Annotated in this window: 17 protein-coding genes; 1 reads left to right on the top strand and 16 read right to left on the bottom strand. The window is 58.6% G+C overall.

From position 1 onward, the window contains the following. Window positions 1-124 precede the first annotated feature (124 nt). From AACH73_RS00520 to miaB, 12 genes are all read right to left on the bottom strand, one after another. Window positions 125-853, bottom strand: a complete 729-nt coding sequence (locus AACH73_RS00520; protein ID WP_338735080.1) for an RNA-binding protein — start codon at window positions 851-853, stop codon at window positions 125-127. Then, on the bottom strand, window positions 831-2471 hold the full coding sequence (gene nusA, locus AACH73_RS00515) for a transcription termination factor NusA (RefSeq protein ID WP_272739792.1): 1641 nt from the start codon (window positions 2469-2471) through the stop codon (window positions 831-833). Before nusA ends, AACH73_RS00520 begins: the two co-directional genes overlap by 23 nt. A 15-nt stretch (window positions 2472-2486) precedes the next feature. Beyond that, a complete protein-coding gene (rimP, locus tag AACH73_RS00510; protein WP_272739791.1) occupies window positions 2487-3242 on the bottom strand; it encodes a ribosome maturation factor RimP in 756 nt (251 codons plus the stop codon). A 78-nt stretch (window positions 3243-3320) separates the two neighbouring features. After that, a complete protein-coding gene (locus AACH73_RS00505) occupies window positions 3321-3941 on the bottom strand; it encodes a hypothetical protein (protein WP_338735079.1) in 621 nt (206 codons plus the stop codon). 104 nt (window positions 3942-4045) lie between these two features. Continuing rightward, window positions 4046-4759 (bottom strand): tRNA (guanosine(46)-N7)-methyltransferase TrmB, encoded by a 714-nt coding sequence (gene trmB / locus AACH73_RS00500; RefSeq protein ID WP_272739789.1) that lies wholly within the window; start codon window positions 4757-4759, stop codon window positions 4046-4048. A gap of 62 nt (window positions 4760-4821) precedes the next feature. Continuing rightward, window positions 4822-5994, bottom strand: coding sequence for a methionine adenosyltransferase (gene metK, locus AACH73_RS00495; RefSeq protein WP_272739788.1), 1173 nt, complete (start codon window positions 5992-5994; stop codon window positions 4822-4824). A gap of 161 nt (window positions 5995-6155) precedes the next feature. Continuing rightward, on the bottom strand, window positions 6156-6575 hold the full coding sequence (locus AACH73_RS00490; RefSeq protein ID WP_272739787.1) for a helix-turn-helix transcriptional regulator: 420 nt from the start codon (window positions 6573-6575) through the stop codon (window positions 6156-6158). Between the two features lie 18 nt (window positions 6576-6593). After that, complete coding sequence (gene lnt, locus AACH73_RS00485; RefSeq protein ID WP_338735077.1) at window positions 6594-8345, bottom strand: apolipoprotein N-acyltransferase; 1752 nt, start codon at window positions 8343-8345, stop codon at window positions 6594-6596. Further along, window positions 8342-9232 carry a hemolysin family protein gene (locus tag AACH73_RS00480; protein WP_272739785.1) on the bottom strand — a complete coding sequence of 297 codons (891 nt, stop codon included), beginning with the start codon at window positions 9230-9232 and terminating at the stop codon, window positions 8342-8344. Before AACH73_RS00480 ends, lnt begins: the two co-directional genes overlap by 4 nt. A 12-nt stretch (window positions 9233-9244) precedes the next feature. Continuing rightward, window positions 9245-9715: an rRNA maturation RNase YbeY gene (ybeY, locus tag AACH73_RS00475; protein ID WP_272739784.1), complete on the bottom strand. Its 471-nt coding sequence runs from the start codon at window positions 9713-9715 to the stop codon at window positions 9245-9247. Further along, complete coding sequence (locus AACH73_RS00470) at window positions 9708-10667, bottom strand: PhoH family protein (RefSeq protein ID WP_126422060.1); 960 nt, start codon at window positions 10665-10667, stop codon at window positions 9708-9710. The genes ybeY and AACH73_RS00470 overlap by 8 nt, the downstream gene beginning before the upstream one ends. Then, window positions 10664-12031, bottom strand: coding sequence for a tRNA (N6-isopentenyl adenosine(37)-C2)-methylthiotransferase MiaB (miaB, locus tag AACH73_RS00465; RefSeq protein WP_338735076.1), 1368 nt, complete (start codon window positions 12029-12031; stop codon window positions 10664-10666). Before miaB ends, AACH73_RS00470 begins: the two co-directional genes overlap by 4 nt. A gap of 215 nt (window positions 12032-12246) precedes the next feature. Here miaB and AACH73_RS00460 point away from each other — a divergent pair, with 215 nt between their 5' ends. Continuing rightward, window positions 12247-13647, top strand: coding sequence for a glycoside hydrolase family 28 protein (locus tag AACH73_RS00460; protein ID WP_338735075.1), 1401 nt, complete (start codon window positions 12247-12249; stop codon window positions 13645-13647). Here AACH73_RS00460 and AACH73_RS00455 read toward each other — a convergent pair whose 3' ends face one another. From AACH73_RS00455 to AACH73_RS00440, 4 genes are all read right to left on the bottom strand, one after another. Next, window positions 13648-14058, bottom strand: a complete 411-nt coding sequence (locus AACH73_RS00455) for a Fur family transcriptional regulator (RefSeq protein WP_013477699.1) — start codon at window positions 14056-14058, stop codon at window positions 13648-13650. 72 nt (window positions 14059-14130) lie between these two features. After that, window positions 14131-14574: a ribosomal protein S18-alanine N-acetyltransferase gene (rimI, locus tag AACH73_RS00450; RefSeq protein ID WP_272739780.1), complete on the bottom strand. Its 444-nt coding sequence runs from the start codon at window positions 14572-14574 to the stop codon at window positions 14131-14133. A gap of 21 nt (window positions 14575-14595) precedes the next feature. Beyond that, window positions 14596-15306, bottom strand: a complete 711-nt coding sequence (gene tsaB, locus AACH73_RS00445; RefSeq protein WP_338735074.1) for a tRNA (adenosine(37)-N6)-threonylcarbamoyltransferase complex dimerization subunit type 1 TsaB — start codon at window positions 15304-15306, stop codon at window positions 14596-14598. After that, complete coding sequence (locus tag AACH73_RS00440; RefSeq protein WP_272739778.1) at window positions 15269-15835, bottom strand: NifU family protein; 567 nt, start codon at window positions 15833-15835, stop codon at window positions 15269-15271. Before AACH73_RS00440 ends, tsaB begins: the two co-directional genes overlap by 38 nt. Between the last annotated feature and the right edge of the window lie 67 nt (window positions 15836-15902).

The raw sequence follows: 15902 nt of genomic DNA, 5'->3' as shown, positions 1-15902 counted from the left end.
CTTCGTTTCGGACAATCGTTATTCGGTTTGAGCGATAGGGCCGTCATAAACGCCACATACAGTCTCGACACATCGCTCTGGCCACGATCAGACCGTGAAAAGATCACGCCCTGATAGTCGCTTTTCAGTTTGAGTTAAAGGGTCTTTCGCGCCATTGGGCAGGAAACAGGGCCTCAAACCCGCCAAGGCGTTCCGCTTCACGCGAAAACGCCCCGGCCCGCCGCCCTTCAATCAGGGCGGCATGGATTACATTTTCGAGCCCCAGAGCGAGGCTCAGTTCATAATTGGAAAACAGGCCGCACAGTCCGACAGACGGCGTCTGGCCATTACTCAGGTTCAGAAGTTTACTGCGACCGTCTTCGGCCCCGTCCGAGGCTTCGATCAGCCACGCGGCACGGCCAGCGGCATGAGGCGCGGTTTTACCTAATCTAAGCGCTGTGGCGACTTTTTCAAACCCCGTAACAAGATTTCCTTCACGCCGCGCCAGCCCAAGCTGATCGAGAAGGCGCTTGCGGATGAGCGCGGGAACAAGGCTATCAAGGCCTTCAGGGGTTTTGACTGCGCGTTTGGCGGCACGGGAGAACAGATTCTTTCTGATGGCCAGGGCCAGACTTTCGGCATCGGCCTTTAACCACAGGCCACGTCCGGGCAAGGTTTCCTTGAGATCGGGCACCACAAAGCCGTCCGGCCCGACCACAAAGCGGATCAGGCCGTCACGGGGAACTGACTGGTGTGAAGCGACGTCCCTACGGTTGGATGCGCGCACGGCAACGGTCTGAGACGGGGTACCCCCCGCCTCAGCCAGATCGTCATTCAGATCGATAAGGGTCTCATTGTTCAGGGATGGCGTCATTCGCGCCCTCCTCTTCGTAAGACTCTTCAGACTCTTCGTAAGCCACTTCCGGCTCCGGGGCTTCGATCCAGCCCGCAGCGATACGGGCATTGAGGATCAGGGCCTCGGCATCAGCCACCGACAGGGAGAAGCTTTCCAGAGCGCCCGGCACGCGGACCTTTTCGGCACCGCGCTGCTCAAAGCCGCCGCGCACTTCATCGGTGGCCAGATCGGCCAGATCTTCAACCGTCTTCACCCCGGCTTCACCCAGAGCGACCGCCATGGGCAGGGTGATGCCCGGCACGCTCAGCACCTCATCCTCGACGCCCAGCTCAACGCGCTTGGCGTTCTGCTCGGCCTCGAAACGCTCCAGATAGTCGCGCGCGCGGGCCTGAAGCTCGGCCGCCGTGTCTTCGTCAAAGCCTTCGATGGCGGCGATTTCCATCTGATCGACATAGGCGAGGTCTTCGACGGTCGAGAAGCCTTCGGTGACCAGAAGCTGCGCAATGACCTCATCGGCATCCAGCGCTTCCTGGAACAGAGCGGTGCGCTCGGCAAATTCCTTCTGACGACGCTCAGAATCCTGCGACTCGGTGATGATATCAACCTGCCAGCCCGTCAGTTGCGAGGCCAGACGCACATTTTGACCGCGACGGCCGATGGCGAGCGACAGTTGCTCGTCCGGCACCACGACCTCAACGCGGTCTTCTTCTTCGTCCAGAACCACTTTCGACACTTCGGCCGGGGCGAGAGCGTTGACGATGAAGGTGGCTTCGTCGGGCGACCACTGGATGATGTCGATCTTTTCACCTTGCAGTTCACCGACCACGGCCTGCACGCGCGACCCGCGCATACCAACGCAGGCCCCGACCGGATCGATCGAGTTGTCGTTGGACAGCACGGCCATTTTGGCGCGCGAACCGGGATCGCGAGCGACCGACTTGATTTCGATCACGCCGTCATAGACTTCCGGCACTTCCTGCGCGAACAGCTTGGCCATAAAGCCACCGTGGGCGCGCGACAGCATGATCTGCGGGCCCTTGGTTTCGCGGCGCACGTCATAGATATAGGCGCGGATGCGGTCGTTGACCTGGAACGCTTCGCGCGGGATCGACTGATCGCGGCGCATAATGCCTTCGCCGCGGCCCAGATCGACGATGACATTGCCGTATTCGACGCGCTTGACCGTACCGTTGACGATTTCGCCGACGCGGTCCTTGAACTCATCGTACTGGCGCTCACGCTCGGCTTCACGCACCTTGTGCGTTACGACCTGACGCGCCATCTGCGACTGCACGCGACCCAGCTCAAACGGCGGCAGGACTTCTTCGTAGGTCTTGCCGACAAAGGCGTCTTTGTCCTCGCGCAGGGCCTCGGTCAGGCCGCGCTGCGCATATTCGTTCTCAAGCTCTTCATCCGGGACCACCGTCACATATCGGGTGATGGTCATTTCGCCGGTGCGCGGATCGACGCGCACGCGGATGTCGTGGTCGGCCCCATAGCGCGAGCGGGCGGCCTTTTGCACCGCTTCTTCGATGGAGGCGAGCACGACCGACTTGTCGATCTGCTTTTCGCGCGCCACAGCGTCGGCGATTTGCAGCAGTTCCTGACGGTTGGCGCTGATTCCGGTAAAGCTCATGTCACTGTTCCCAGTTTAATTTTTTGTCAGTTTATCGTCGTCGTCATCGCCGAAATCGTCATCGGCGTCGTCGAAATCTTCGTCGTCAAATTCGGCGTCCTCGTCGTCGCCGAAATCGAGGTCTTCGTCCTCTTCCTCATCGTCCTCGCCCTGCTCGCGGCGAAGGGCGGCTTTTTCAGCGCCAATCTTGAGGAGCTCGTCATTCAGCACCAGCTTGGCGTCGATGATCCAGTCAAACGGGATCATAGCGGTGTCTTCCTCGCCTTCTAGGTCGATGGCGACATATTCACCGTCTTCGGTACCGGACAGAATGCCGCGGAAGCGCTTACGCCCCTCGGCCAGCCGGTCAAGCTCCAGACGCGCTTCAAGCCCGGCATAGGTGTCGAAATCCTTCAGGCGCGTCAGCGGCCGGTCAATACCGGGTGAAGACACTTCGAGGATATACTCGCCCGTGATCGGATCAGACTCTTCCAGCCAGGCCGACAGGGCGCGCGACAGGCGGGCGCACTGATTGACGGTGATGTCGCCATCGGTCTTGCGCTCAGCCATGATCTGCAAACGGCGCGCACCACCCGGCTTGTTCGAGCCCATCAGGCGCACGCGCACAATGTCGAGCCCCAGCGCCTCGGCAATGGGGTCGAAGGCTTCGATCAGCTTGCGGTCTTCAATGGTCTTGGCGCGCAAAAATAAATCCTCAGATGTGTCGTCAGCAGCGTTTCGGGCAACAAAAAAGCGGCTGGCCTTCTTGAAGGGCCGCCGCCGGGGCCGCAAGGCCGTTCGGACGATGTTGAGAGGCTTATAGACCGCTGTGCGGCGTTTGCCAAGCCTAATTCAAAAACATGACCGGCGTCACTTCGTATGGATCAGGGGATAGATATCGAAATACTGTGAGGGGACATGAAGAGCCACGGTATGGCCACTGTAAAACATCATCATGAGCCAGGTGGCATAGCCACCGATAGCGACGGTCACGACCAGAAGCCCCCAGGAGACGGGCCGCATCGTCTTTTTGAAGATGTCGAACAGGATACAGCCCATGTGCACAAACAACGCAAACAGGGCCAGCCCGTAATAGGGGATGAGCACATACATCCAGCCGCTTTGCATCAGACCTGCGACGATCAGATAGATATCCGTGTCAAGACCCGGCACCTGACGCGCGCAGAAGAGAAAAGCGACATGGGTGATGGCGAAAAAGGCGATATAGACACCCGACGCGGCCTGAAGCTGATGGACGAAGTCTTTTCTCCTGGCCCATATCTCACGCGCCAGAGCCCAGCCGGTCAGGATCTGCATCAGAAAAGCCAGGAGAACGATCATTTCGACCACCGGGTGGCGATAGACCATGCGCGCCACCGCCATGAAGGCTAGGTGGGTGTCGAGCCCCTGCAAGCCCACCAGATGGTTGGCGATATGCAGAGACAGAAACGCGAAGACGAACCCCGCCGAAACCTTATGCAGGCTTTCCATGGACAACCCCGATGCCCCAAATATTAACCATAGTTAATACAGGGCAAAACGGAGTTATGGCTACAGGTTTACACCGAACGGGGGTGAAATTAGGACTATGCGCCTCAGTTTCGCGCGCGGCGATAAAAATCGAGGAAGACCGGGGCGCAATCACCCAGCTTCTTTTCCTCATAACGCGTCGTCACGTGATCCACGGGGGGCGTGTTCCATTCAGACGGGGACTGGGCCGGCCAATGATAAGCCGGATGCGTCGTCGCGCGTTCCAGAGTCCAGTCGGCATAATCAGCCCAGTCGGTTGCAAAGCGCAGTCGCGCTTCATCTCTCATCACGCGCGCCAGAGCGTCCAGCGTCTCGATCTGAATGAAGCGACGCTTGTGATGGCGGGCCTTCGGCCATGGATCCGGGAAGAGGATGAACACCTTATCGACCGACGCCGCATTCAGGCGGTCGATCACCGGGCGGGCATCGCCGGGCATAAGGCGCACATTGGTCAGGCCGCGCTCATCCACGTGGCGCAGCAGAGAGCCAACGCCATTGAGGAAGGGCTCAAAGCCAAGGATTAGGGCCTGCGGATTACGCTCGGCCTGTGCCGCCAGATGCTCCCCGCCGCCGAAACCAATCTCCAGCCACAGTTCGTTGTAACCGCCAAGATCACCTGCGATCAGTTGCGCGATCAGGGCGTCATTGACTTCGATGGTCGGCAGGAGCGTGTCGAAGAGATCAGCCTGACGCGGTTTCAATGTGCGCGACTTGATACGCCCGAATGAGCGCATGGGCCCCCACGACGGCGAAATGGCGGGCGGTGTTTCGTCTGACATAGAGCGCCTTTTGCAAAAGCACCTCCCCTGAGGCCAGAGGAGGTGCTGGAAAAGCCGCTCTCTTAAAACTCGCGCTTGAGCGCGTCAACCAGATCGGTGCGCTCCCACGAGAAGCCCCCATCGGCTTCGGGCGTGCGGCCGAAGTGGCCATAGGCCGCGGTACGCTCATAGATCGGTTTGTTAAGGCCCAGATGCAGACGGATGCCGCGCGGCGTCAGACCGCCGATCAGTTCCGGCAGCAGGGCTTCGAGCTTCGCTTCATCCACCTGACCCGTGCCGTGGGTGTTGACGTAGAAGCTTAAGGGACGCGACACACCAATGGCGTAAGAGACCTGAAGGGTGCAGCGCTTGGCGAGGCCCGCAGCCACCACGTTCTTGGCCAGATAGCGCAACGCATAGGCCGCCGAACGATCGACCTTGGTCGGGTCCTTGCCCGAAAAAGCCCCGCCGCCATGCGGGGCGGCACCACCGTAGGTATCAACGATGATCTTGCGCCCGGTCAGGCCTGCGTCGCCATCCGGTCCGCCAATGACGAAGTTGCCGGTCGGATTGACCAGCCATTCGGTATCTGCCGTCACCATACCCTGCGGCAAGACTTCGATCGCGTAGGGCTTGACGATGGCTTCAACGTCCTTGGGCGTCAGGCCTTCCTTATGCTGATGCGAAATCAGTACCTTGAGGATGCGAGACGGCACACCGTTTTCGTATTGCACCGTAACCTGCGACTTGGCATCGGGTTCCAGACGGTGGTCGCCGCCGTGCCGCGCTTCGGCCAGACGGCGCAGAATGTTGTGCGACCATTGCAACGGCGCGGAGGTCAGCTCTTCAGTTTCATCCGACGCATAGCCGAACATGATACCCTGATCGCCCGCGCCCTCGTCCTTGTTCTCACCGGAATCGACGCCCATAGCGATGTCAGCCGATTGGGCGTGCAGGTGGCAGGCATAGTGGGCCGTGGCCCAATGGAAGCCTTTCTGCGCGTATCCAATATCCTTAATGGCGGCGCGCACCTTGTCTTCCAGACCCGCGATGATCTCCCGCATTTTGTCATCCTCGGCGCGCACCTCCCCGGCCAGAATGACGCGCTCGGTCGTCACGAGGGTTTCGCAGGCCACGCGCGCTTCAGGGTCTTCGCGTAGGAAGGCATCCACCACGACATCGGAAACCCGGTCGGCGACCTTGTCCGGATGGCCTTCGGACACGCTTTCGGAAGTGAAGATGTAGGACGGGCGCATGGCGGGCCTCCGCTGTTTAATCAACTGGAACGTACTCATATAAACATATCTTTATATGATCAAGTCGTTTGTGAGACAGCCAGAGTTCAGTGCGTTTCAAAAATAAACCCCGCCGGATGGGCGGGGCTTGCGGGGAAATGGTATTTAACGCGAAGCTAATGTTAATCTTCGCTGTCTTCCGCCAGGGCGCGCACCAGTTCGAGGATGCGGCGGCGATGCTTGGCATTCTTAATACGCGGAAAAGCCTCGGCCAGCTCGATGCCCTCGGTCGTCATCAGAAAGCCGTGAACGAACTGCTCGGATTCGGATTCCGAAAAGCCTTCGACGGCTTCGGACTCGCCATAACCTTCAAAGAAGTAGGACACCGGGGCCTTCAGCGCCCGCGATATCTCATGCAGTTTGGAAGCGCTGATGCGGTTTGATCCGCGCTCGTATTTCTGCACCTGTTGGAAGGTCAGGGCGATGGTTTCAGCCAAAGCTTCCTGCGACATTCCCAAAAACTTGCGACGCATACGCACACGCGCACCGACATGCAAATCAACCGGATTCGGACTGCGGTCCGTTTTAGTGTTTTCGTCCAACTTTGCCTCTTTACTTTATCAGCCGGCGTTGTCGCCGTGCTGCTTTTTTGTCGTAAAACCGGCCCCATCCGGATCTGGGACACGATCATTTTCTTGGTTGTTTTTGCTAACGTTTACAAAAGTCACAAATATCAATGGAATCAAGCAAAAAAGCGCCACAAGCATGAGGTGCAGATGTCGCCACAGCGTATAAGGTGCAAATGATACCGCCTCCGGTAACAGAACATCACGAAAACCTGATTGACCTATGCGGATTTCCGACCCTTCGACAATGCGTCCTAAAGGGTCGATTATCGCAGACACACCCGTAGGGGTTGACCGGACCATGGGCAGGCCTTCTTCGATCGCGCGGTAGCTCGACAGGTTAAGGTGCTGCACCGGTCCGGTCGTTGGACCGAACCAGGCATCGTTAGAAATATTGACGATCCATGATGGCCGTAATGGCGCCGAAGACGACGGGCGTTCACCCTTCGCCAAAGCCGGAAACAGGCCCTCATAACAGATCAACGGCAGAAAGGGTGGCAGTCCTTCAACCTCGACCGGGCGGGTGCGCGGGCCGGGGCTAAATCCGTCACCTACATGCGCCAGTTCCTTTACACCAAGGCTTTCGAGCACGCTCTCAAACGGCAGAAACTCCCCGAAGGGTACCAGTTTGAACTTGGAATAAACGACCTGATAGTTCGTGCCGGTCTCATCGCGCGACAGGGCGAGCAGGGAGTTACGCCACACAAGGGCGTTTTGGTCATCTACCGCGCGGTGATAGGCCCCCCACAGCAAAATCTGATCCGGCTGCAACAGACCGGCAAACAGGTTTGCAGTCTCAGATTGTGGATCAAGCAGGTTCTCAGCCGCATCCGGAAGTGCGCCCTCCGGCCACACGATGACATCAGGATAGGGTTTTCGATCACGTTTTGTTACGGCCTGCAATATTTCTCGCCCAGCGTGTGCCCGGCTATAGGCCACATAGTCGCGCATGACCCGAAGCAGGGCCCCTTCGCTCCATTTGGCCCGCTGACCGATATTGGGCTGGACGATGCGTATCCACGTCTGCGTCGGATCAACTTCGGTGGTCGCCAGGCGGACCGCCCCAAAGCCAAGCCCCGCCACCAGAATTAAGGCGGATACGGCCGCAGGCCACAGGCCTTTAAGCCCCTCATCACGACGGCTGACCGCCGGGCTGGCAAAGAGCGTAACGGTAAACAGGCTCAGCCCATAAACGCCGAACAGCGCAGCCAGTTGCGATACGGCGGAACCGGCCTTCCATGTTGCGCCGGCGGGATTCCACGGAAATCCGGTCAGGATCGTGCCGCGCAGCCACTCGAACAGGCAAAACAGGCCCGCAAAGACCAGCCAGCGTGACCAGTGCCCCGTCAGTGGCCCGCTCACCAGTTTGCGGTAGGCTGCGAACGCCGCGCCCCAGAACAGGGCAATGCCACCGGGCAAAAGGCAAACGGCAAACGGGGCCATCCAACCCTGATTGCTGGCATCGACCAGAAAGGCCTCGGCCACCCAGAAACACCCGACGAGGAAATAGAGGAAACCCGCCCACCATCCTATGGCAAACGCCCGACGCAAAGGCTTGGGCCCCAAGTCCTGATCGAGGCTCCACAGAAGAACGGAATAGGCCAGGAGCCCTGGAAGAAAACCGAACGGCGGCTGGGCCAACCCCAGCAGTAACCCCATCAGCGCCGCCTGCCGTTTCGGCCCCATATAGCGACGGTACAGGGCGAAGGCGGGCGCCAGACGGGCACCGAGTTCAGTCAGGGTCATACGTCTTCCGGAATCAGGTCGGGTTTGCGTTCGTGACGATGCAGGCGCAGGCGCTTGATGCGGCGCGGGTCGGCGTCAAGCACTTCTATATCTATCCCAGCGGCCGCGTAAGGGATGATTTCACCCGGATGCGGCACCCGGCCGGCCAGCACGGCCACCAGTCCGCCCAGCGTATCGACCTCGTCTTCGCTATCTTCCGGAAACAAACGGAGCCCCAGCCGTTCCTCAAGCGTCTCCAGCTCAACACGGCCACTGACCTCGATGTGCCCGTCAGGGGTTTCGATCAGTTCATCCGCCTCGTCATCATCATACTCGTCGGCAATGTCGCCGACCACGGCCTCAAGCAGGTCTTCGAGGGTCACCAGCCCATCGGTGCCGCCATGTTCGTCGATGACGAGCGCCATGTGCGAGCGCTCGGTCTGCATTTTTAACAGCAGGTCCGTCGCCGACATGGCCGCCGGTACATAGATCAGTTCGCGCTTTAAGCGGTCGGTCACGGGAGCGTCCCAATCGGGAATACGCCGGTCTTCTGAGGGAGCCAAAAGTTTGAACACATCCTTGACGTGGATGACGCCGACGGGATGATCGAGATTGTCGCTATAGACCGGAAGGCGCGAGTGCTCGCTTTCAACACACACCCGCACCAGTTCAGACAGGGTCGCGGCGTCTTCGATGCCTATTATATCGACGCGTGGCGTCATCACGTCAGATACGCGCAGATTCTGAAACGCACGGGCGTGTTCAATCAGGTCGTTGGAAACATCGGGACGCTCGCTCAGACTGAGCGGCTTTTCCGCCTCATCCGGCCCCAGCAGGCCAAAGAGGTTCAACAGGGTCTTTCTGGGTCCGGTCGGGCGCTTGGCGCTACGACTGTCAGGCTCCGGCATGGTGTGTGTGGCCTATTCGTCTAGATAAGGATCGGCAATGCCGAGCCCCTGAAGGATCTTGCGCTCGAGGTCTTCCATCTCCTCGGCTTCCGGATCGTTGATGTGATCATAACCCAAAAGATGCAAAGCGCCATGTACGCTGAGATGGGCCACATGGGCCTTGAGCGCTTTTTTTTGTTCTTTCGCCTCGCGCACGCAGGTTTCAAACCCAAAGGCGATATCCCCCAGATGCGGATGCATCATGTCCGGCGCGGGAAAGGATAATACGTTGGTAGGCGCGTTCTTCTGACGGAACTCCTTGTTGAGCGCCTTCATTTCCGCATCGTCGGTCAGTAGCACCACCAGATCAAGCTGCTCTTTCGCCCCCAGATAGGCAAAGGTCGCCTCAATCGCGCCGGTCACCACCGCCGAAACCTCCGGCAGGGCGTTGGTCCACTCGTCGTGTTCGACTTCAATGTCGATCAGGGGGGCAAATTCAGTCATGTTTTTCGCTGTCATAGGCACGCACGATGCGCGCGACCAGTTCGTGACGCACCACGTCTTCGGCGGTCAGGCGCGAGACCCCTACCCCCTTCACATCGTTCAGAAGGCCCACAGCATGTACGAGACCGGAGTCCGAAGCGCGGGGAAGATCGACCTGCGACGGATCACCCGTGACGACCATTTTCGAGCCTTCGCCCAGGCGCGTCAGCACCATCTTCATCTGCTGTTTGGTGGTGTTTTGGGCCTCATCGACAATGACATAGGCATTGGACAGGGTGCGACCGCGCATATAGGCAAGAGGGGCCACTTCAATCTCATTGCGTTCGCGGCGGCGACGCAGGCTTTCCGCCCCCAGAATATCATCCAGCGCCTGCCAGATGGGCATCAGGTAGGGATCAACCTTTTCATTCAGATCACCGGGCAGGAAGCCCAGCTTCTCCCCGGCCTCGACCGCCGGACGTGTGATGACAAGCCGATCCACGGCCCCTTTGAGCAACAGTGACGTCCCGTGCGCCACAGCCATAAAGGTCTTGCCAGACCCTGCCGGCCCCAGCCCGAAGGTCAGGTCGTTGCGCAGCAGTTGCTGATAATATTTCGCCTGTCCCTCGGTCTTGGGCGCAATGGCCCCTTTACGGCCCATCACGATCACATGCGATTGCCCGTGGTGGTCGGCCCACACCGGTGACTTGCCGGTCGGGTTCTGGATCAGGGTGCGGACATCTACCTCGCTGATCTCCACCCCTTCGTCATAAAGCTCCGACAGTGCATTAAGGATGACGTGGGCGCGCTGACGGTCACGCACCTTGCCCGTTACCTGAAATCCGCCACCGGGGGTTTCGATCAGCACATGATAGGCCCCTTCGATCAGGGCCAGATAGCGCTGCGCCGGTCCGGACAGGGCCAGAACCTTGTCTTCGCTCAATTCGATGAAATCTTCAGTGGCAAGGGTCAAGCGTGTACCTTTTCCAGTTCCCCGATCAGAGAATTGTTCCCCACGCCCACAATCTTCACCGGCACGATCTGACCGATCAGGTGCGCCGCGTCTTCGGCAAACACCGCATGCAGCCAGGGCGACCGCCCGATGGCCTGCTGACCATGGCGGCCTGGCTTTTCAAACAGCACGTCGATGGTTTGCCCGACCAGCGAGGCCTTAAAGGTCTGCGCCTGTTCATTGATCAGGGCCTGAAGCGCCTGAAGGCGCGCATCGGCCACGGCCTCATCGACCTGACCCGGCATGGCGGCCGCCGGCGTGCCCGGACGCTTGGAGTATTTAAACGAGAAGGCCGAGGCGTAGCCGACCGTGCGGATCAGGTCCATCGTGTCTTCGAAATCCTTGTCCGTCTCGCCCGGGAAACCGACGATGAAGTCGCCGGACAGGGCGATGTTCGGTACAGCGGCTTTCAGGCGCGCAATCAGGTCGATATAGGCCTGACGCCCGTGCTTGCGGTTCATGGCGCGCAGTATCTTGTCCGATCCCGACTGCACCGGCAGGTGCAGATAGGGCATGACCGCGGGGTTTTCCGCATGGGCACGGATCAGTTCATCGGTCATGTCATTGGGGTGCGAGGTGGTGTAACGGATACGATCGAGTCCCTCGATCTCAGACAGGGCCCGCATCAGGCGAGGCAGGGTTGATTCCTGACCATCGGCCTCAAGGCCGTTATAGGCGTTTACGTTTTGGCCCAAAAGCGTGATTTCACGCACACCTTTCGAAGCCAGCGAACGGGCTTCTTCAAGGATCGAGGCCACCGGACGCGACCAATCAGCGCCGCGGGTGTAGGGCACGACACAGAAGGTACAGAACTTGTCGCAGCCCTCCTGTACGGTCAGGAACGCCGTCGGACCGGTTGCCTGACGTTCGGTAGAAAGGGCATCGAACTTGTCTTCCGGAGCGAAGTCGGCTTTGAGGCGCTCACCCTTGGCGCGGGTGGTGCGCGCGATCAGCTCAGGTAGCTGATGATAGGCCTGCGGCCCGACGACCAGATCGACGGCCGGCGCGCGGTTCATGATCTCTTCGCCCTCGGCCTGCGCTACGCATCCGGCGACGGCAATCGTCATACGCCCTTCGCCGCGCGCTTCCTTTTCCTGACGCATTACCTTCAGACGACCGATCTCGGAATAAACCTTTTCGGCCGCCTTTTCCCGGATATGGCAGGTGTTTAGCAGCACCAGATCGGCGCCTTCGGCCTGATCTGACACCGCATAGCCCAGCGGGCGCAAAAGGTCAGCCATGCGCTCGCTGTCATAGACGTTCATCTGACAGCCGTAGGTTTTGATGTGCAGCTTTTTGGAGGCGGCGGATGCGGTTTCACTCATGCGGTGCTTATGAGGTTTCAGGCCTCGTTTTTCAAGGCCAAACACCGGATTTTATCCACATGCCGTCGCAGAACCCAAACAGCATTTCTGACCCTTTTTGATTGTTACTGATCATTTTATATGATAATTTGATCGAATAACAATCAAATACCGCTGCCCGCGAAGCTATGCGCTCATGCACTCCGGTTGTCGGCGAATACTTAGGGAAGAGACAGATGAGCCTTTCACGCCGCTCGGTTCTGTATGCGGGTTTATCCGCACCTCTGCTCACCGGCAACGCTCAGGCCGCATCGGGTCTCAACCAAAAACGTCTGTCGGTCAGCGCGCCTTTTGATATGCCGCCTCTTCGTGTACCCGATTTTTCACGTGTCCGACGCTTTCTCATCACTGACTTTGGCGCCTCTCCTGATGATCAGACGGCCACCTCAGCCGCCATCGCAAAAGCCATCGATGCCGCGCATCGGGCCGGTTCAGGTAATGTCATCGTCCCGGAAGGTATCTGGCCCACCGGCAAGATACACCTGAAAAGCCACGTCAACCTGCACCTGTCGAAGGGCGCAACCCTGCTCTTTTCCGAAAAGCCGGAAGATTACCTACCGCCGGTTCAGACCTCGTGGGAGGGTATTGAGTGTTTCAACTACTCACCATTAGTCTACGCGTTTGACTGCGAAAATGTGGGGATTAGTGGCGGAGGGAAGCTCAAGGCAAAGCTCGATGTCTGGCAGCTTTGGTACAAGCGCCCAAAGCCTCATATGGATGCACTGATCCGGTTATATGATTTCGCCTATCAGGGCCTCCCCGTCGAAGCGCGTCAGATGGCCGAAGGTGAAAACCACCTGCGGCCACATTTTGTGCAGTTTAACCGCTGCCGCCACGTCCTGATCGAAGACATTTCGATCGAAGACAGTCCATTCTGGACCATTCATCCCCTAATGTGCCGGGACGTGGTGATCCGCCGCGTGAAGGTGCGGGCGCATGGCCATAATAATGATGGCGTTGATCCGGAGATGAGCCAGAACGTGCTGATCGAGGATTGTGTTTTCGATCAGGGGGATGACGCCGTATCCGTCAAATCGGGCCGGGACATGGACGCCTGGCGACTCAATACGCCGACAAAGAATGTCGTCATGCGCAATTGCCGCATCAAGAACGGCCATCAACTCATGGCCGTCGGCAGCGAGCTATCCGGGGGCATTGAAAACGTCTTTGTCGATAACTGCCATTTCGTGGGCGATGGCAGGGGTGAAGACGGCTGGGCGGTACCCATAAACAACCTGCTCTATGTCAAAACAAACGAGCGTCGTGGCGGTTACGTCAAAAACATCCACATGCACAATGTCAGTGCAACCAAAATTCAGGGCAGTCTTCTCGCGGTGGAAACCGATGTCCTTTATCAGTGGCGCACCTTGCTACCGACCTATGTGCGCAAGCTGACACCCATCGAGGGGCTTTACCTGTCCGACGTGCGCGTCGAAGAGGCGAAGCACCTCTGCCTGATCAAGGCCGAAGCGGATATGCCCGTGAAAACCGTGTCTCTTTACCGACTAGGTGCCAAAGCCCTGACGGACACTGCTATTCAGACGCAGAATGTTCAAGGCCTGATCAATCGCGCCTGATCACTTGTCGTCGAGTGGCACGCCATACAGTTCAAGCTTATGACCCACCAGCTTGTAGCCCAGCTTTTCGGCCAGAGCGGTTTTCAGCTTCTCGATCTCTTCGTCGAAAAATTCGATAACTTCGCCCGACTTGATATTGATCAGGTGGTCGTGGTGGTCTTCGCCGGCCTGTTCATAGCGCGAGCGACCGTCACCGAAATCGTGGCGTTCCACCACGCCCGCCTCTTCGAACAGGCGCACGGTGCGATAGACGGTGGCTAGCGAAATATGTGGGTCTACGGCGGCGGCGCGGCGATAAAGCTCTTCAACATCCGGATGGTCGGTGGCCTGAGAAAGCACACGGGCGACGACCCGGCGCTGATCGGTCATGCGCATACCCTTTTCGACGCATTGCTGTTCGATACGGTCCATGCGGCCCTCCCGGATTATCGTTTATACACCGCGGCGTTGCGCCGCACCCCTATGGAATTAAGGGCAATCGTCTCAAACCGCAAGACTGAGAATAAGGGCGTCCACCAGCACGCCGCCGCGACGGCTGTAATAGAGGGGGCGACGGCCGACCTGGCGGAAGCCCAGACCCTCATAAAGGGCGATGGCGGCGGGGTTATCGACAGCCACTTCCAGGAACAGACTGCGGATGTTTATACGGGTGAGATGCGCGATCAGGTGCTGCAACAGTGCGCGTGCATGGCCTCGTCTCTGCGCCAGTGGATCGGTGGCGAGGGTCAGGATTTCGGCCTCATCAAGGACGGCCGAGATCAGCACAAACGCCTGAAGCGCGTCCTCGTCATAGAGGCCAAAACAGGTATACTCCGCGCCCTTCAAATATTCTATAAAATCAGAACTATTCCAGCCAAAGTCGAAAGTCTGCGCGTGGATGTCCACCAGTCGCTGATCCAATTCTTCAATTTGGCGAATTTTATTCATAATATCCGGAAATGTCTATTCTCACGCGAAATGCACCACCGACTTGTCCGAGACCTTGGCATCCGCGTCGCGCATATAGAGAGGGGTCAGGTCGTCATAAACGGTCGTTGAAGCAAAACACAGGGTCGCCATCGCCGTCAGATCAGGCAGCACTTCGGCAGCTAACTGCGCCTGCGCGAAGCGTTCGGCCAAAAGCGGTGCGCCTGAGCCTATAAGCCAGTGCCAGTCGCTGCCCAAGTCGATTTCCTGCAAATTTACAAGGTCATACGACTCAGGTGGTGAAACCGCGTTATCGGCTTCAAGCCGCTGACAGTAGACCTGACCGCGTCCGGCATCGTGCACCACCAGTCGCCGCTGCTGGTGAAAATCCGCGGCCCGCCCCATTAGCTCCAGCGTCGAAAATCCGCGCAGACCAATGCCCAGTCCCGACGCTATACCCTTGGCGAAAGACAGGCCGACGCGCAGGCCGGTGAACGAGCCTGGCCCTAAGGTCACGCCCAAAATATCGACGTCGCGTGGATTGATTCCGGCTTTTTCGAAACATTGCAGAGCGGCGGAACCAATAAATTCCTGATGCCCGCGCGTCATGTATTCCCTGAGTGCCACCACCTCAGAGACGGACCCGTCTTTATGGGAAAAAAGCCCAACCTGGCAGGCATTCAGAGCCGTATCTATGACGAAGGCCAGCGCCACCTTACAGGACCTGTTCGATGGTTTTGACTTCCGGGACATAGTGTTTCATCAGGGATTCCACGCCTTGACGCAGGGTGGCCGATGAGGACGGACAGCCCGAGCAGGCCCCGCGCATGTGCAGATAAAGCGTGCCGGACTCAATGTCGAAATGTTCAAATTCGATATCGCCACCGTCCTGCGCCACCGCCGGACGTACACGCGTATCGAGCAAATCTTTGATTTCCAGAACGATTTGGGCGACTTCGCCCTCATAGGTGCGCTCATTGGTGGCACCGTCTTCGTTAAGGATCGCACGACCTGACGCGTAGAAGTCCATAATGGCGGCCAGAATCGGTGCCTTGATCTGCGCCCAGATCAGACCGGCTTCAGGGTCGCGCTTCACGGTCAGGAAGTCGGAACCGAAATAGACGCCCGCTACGCCGTCAATCTGAAACAGCGACAAGGCCAGCGGTGATTTTTCCGCCTCAGTTTGCGTGCGGAACTCCAGCGACCCCTTGCCCAGAACCTCGCGGCCGGGGATGAATTTCAACACGTCGGGATTGGGTGTGGCTTCGGTCTGGATAAACATGAGCGGCTTTCCGGATAAATCTCCCGCTCAAATGGGGGTAAATGCAGAGGATGGCAAGAGGACATTG

It is taken from the genome of Asticcacaulis sp. DW145, assembly GCF_037101385.1.
Lineage (GTDB): Bacteria > Pseudomonadota > Alphaproteobacteria > Caulobacterales > Caulobacteraceae > Asticcacaulis > Asticcacaulis currens.
The sequence above is the reverse complement of the archived record's forward strand: the minus strand, read 5'-3'. Positions and strand labels throughout refer to the sequence as shown.

Excerpts from the sequence above, each read along its gene's own strand:
- miaB (WP_338735076.1), bottom strand. The coding sequence starts at position 12,031 with ATGAGTGAAACCGCATCCGCCGCCTCCAAAAAGCTGCACATCAAAACC.
- AACH73_RS00520 (WP_338735080.1), bottom strand. The coding sequence starts at position 853 with ATGACGCCATCCCTGAACAATGAGACCCTTATCGATCTGAATGACGAT.
- nusA (WP_272739792.1), bottom strand. The coding sequence starts at position 2,471 with ATGAGCTTTACCGGAATCAGCGCCAACCGTCAGGAACTGCTGCAAATC.
- ybeY (WP_272739784.1), bottom strand. The coding sequence starts at position 9,715 with ATGACTGAATTTGCCCCCCTGATCGACATTGAAGTCGAACACGACGAG.
- metK (WP_272739788.1), bottom strand. The coding sequence starts at position 5,994 with ATGCGCCCGTCCTACATCTTCACTTCCGAAAGCGTGTCCGAAGGCCAT.
- AACH73_RS00440 (WP_272739778.1), bottom strand. The coding sequence starts at position 15,835 with ATGTTTATCCAGACCGAAGCCACACCCAATCCCGACGTGTTGAAATTC.
- AACH73_RS00505 (WP_338735079.1), bottom strand. The coding sequence starts at position 3,941 with ATGGAAAGCCTGCATAAGGTTTCGGCGGGGTTCGTCTTCGCGTTTCTG.
- AACH73_RS00455 (WP_013477699.1), bottom strand. The coding sequence starts at position 14,058 with ATGGACCGTATCGAACAGCAATGCGTCGAAAAGGGTATGCGCATGACC.
- lnt (WP_338735077.1), bottom strand. The coding sequence starts at position 8,345 with ATGACCCTGACTGAACTCGGTGCCCGTCTGGCGCCCGCCTTCGCCCTG.
- tsaB (WP_338735074.1), bottom strand. The coding sequence starts at position 15,306 with ATGTCCCGGAAGTCAAAACCATCGAACAGGTCCTGTAAGGTGGCGCTG.
- AACH73_RS00460 (WP_338735075.1), top strand. The coding sequence starts at position 12,247 with ATGAGCCTTTCACGCCGCTCGGTTCTGTATGCGGGTTTATCCGCACCT.
- trmB (WP_272739789.1), bottom strand. The coding sequence starts at position 4,759 with ATGTCAGACGAAACACCGCCCGCCATTTCGCCGTCGTGGGGGCCCATG.
- AACH73_RS00480 (WP_272739785.1), bottom strand. The coding sequence starts at position 9,232 with ATGCCGGAGCCTGACAGTCGTAGCGCCAAGCGCCCGACCGGACCCAGA.
- rimI (WP_272739780.1), bottom strand. The coding sequence starts at position 14,574 with ATGAATAAAATTCGCCAAATTGAAGAATTGGATCAGCGACTGGTGGAC.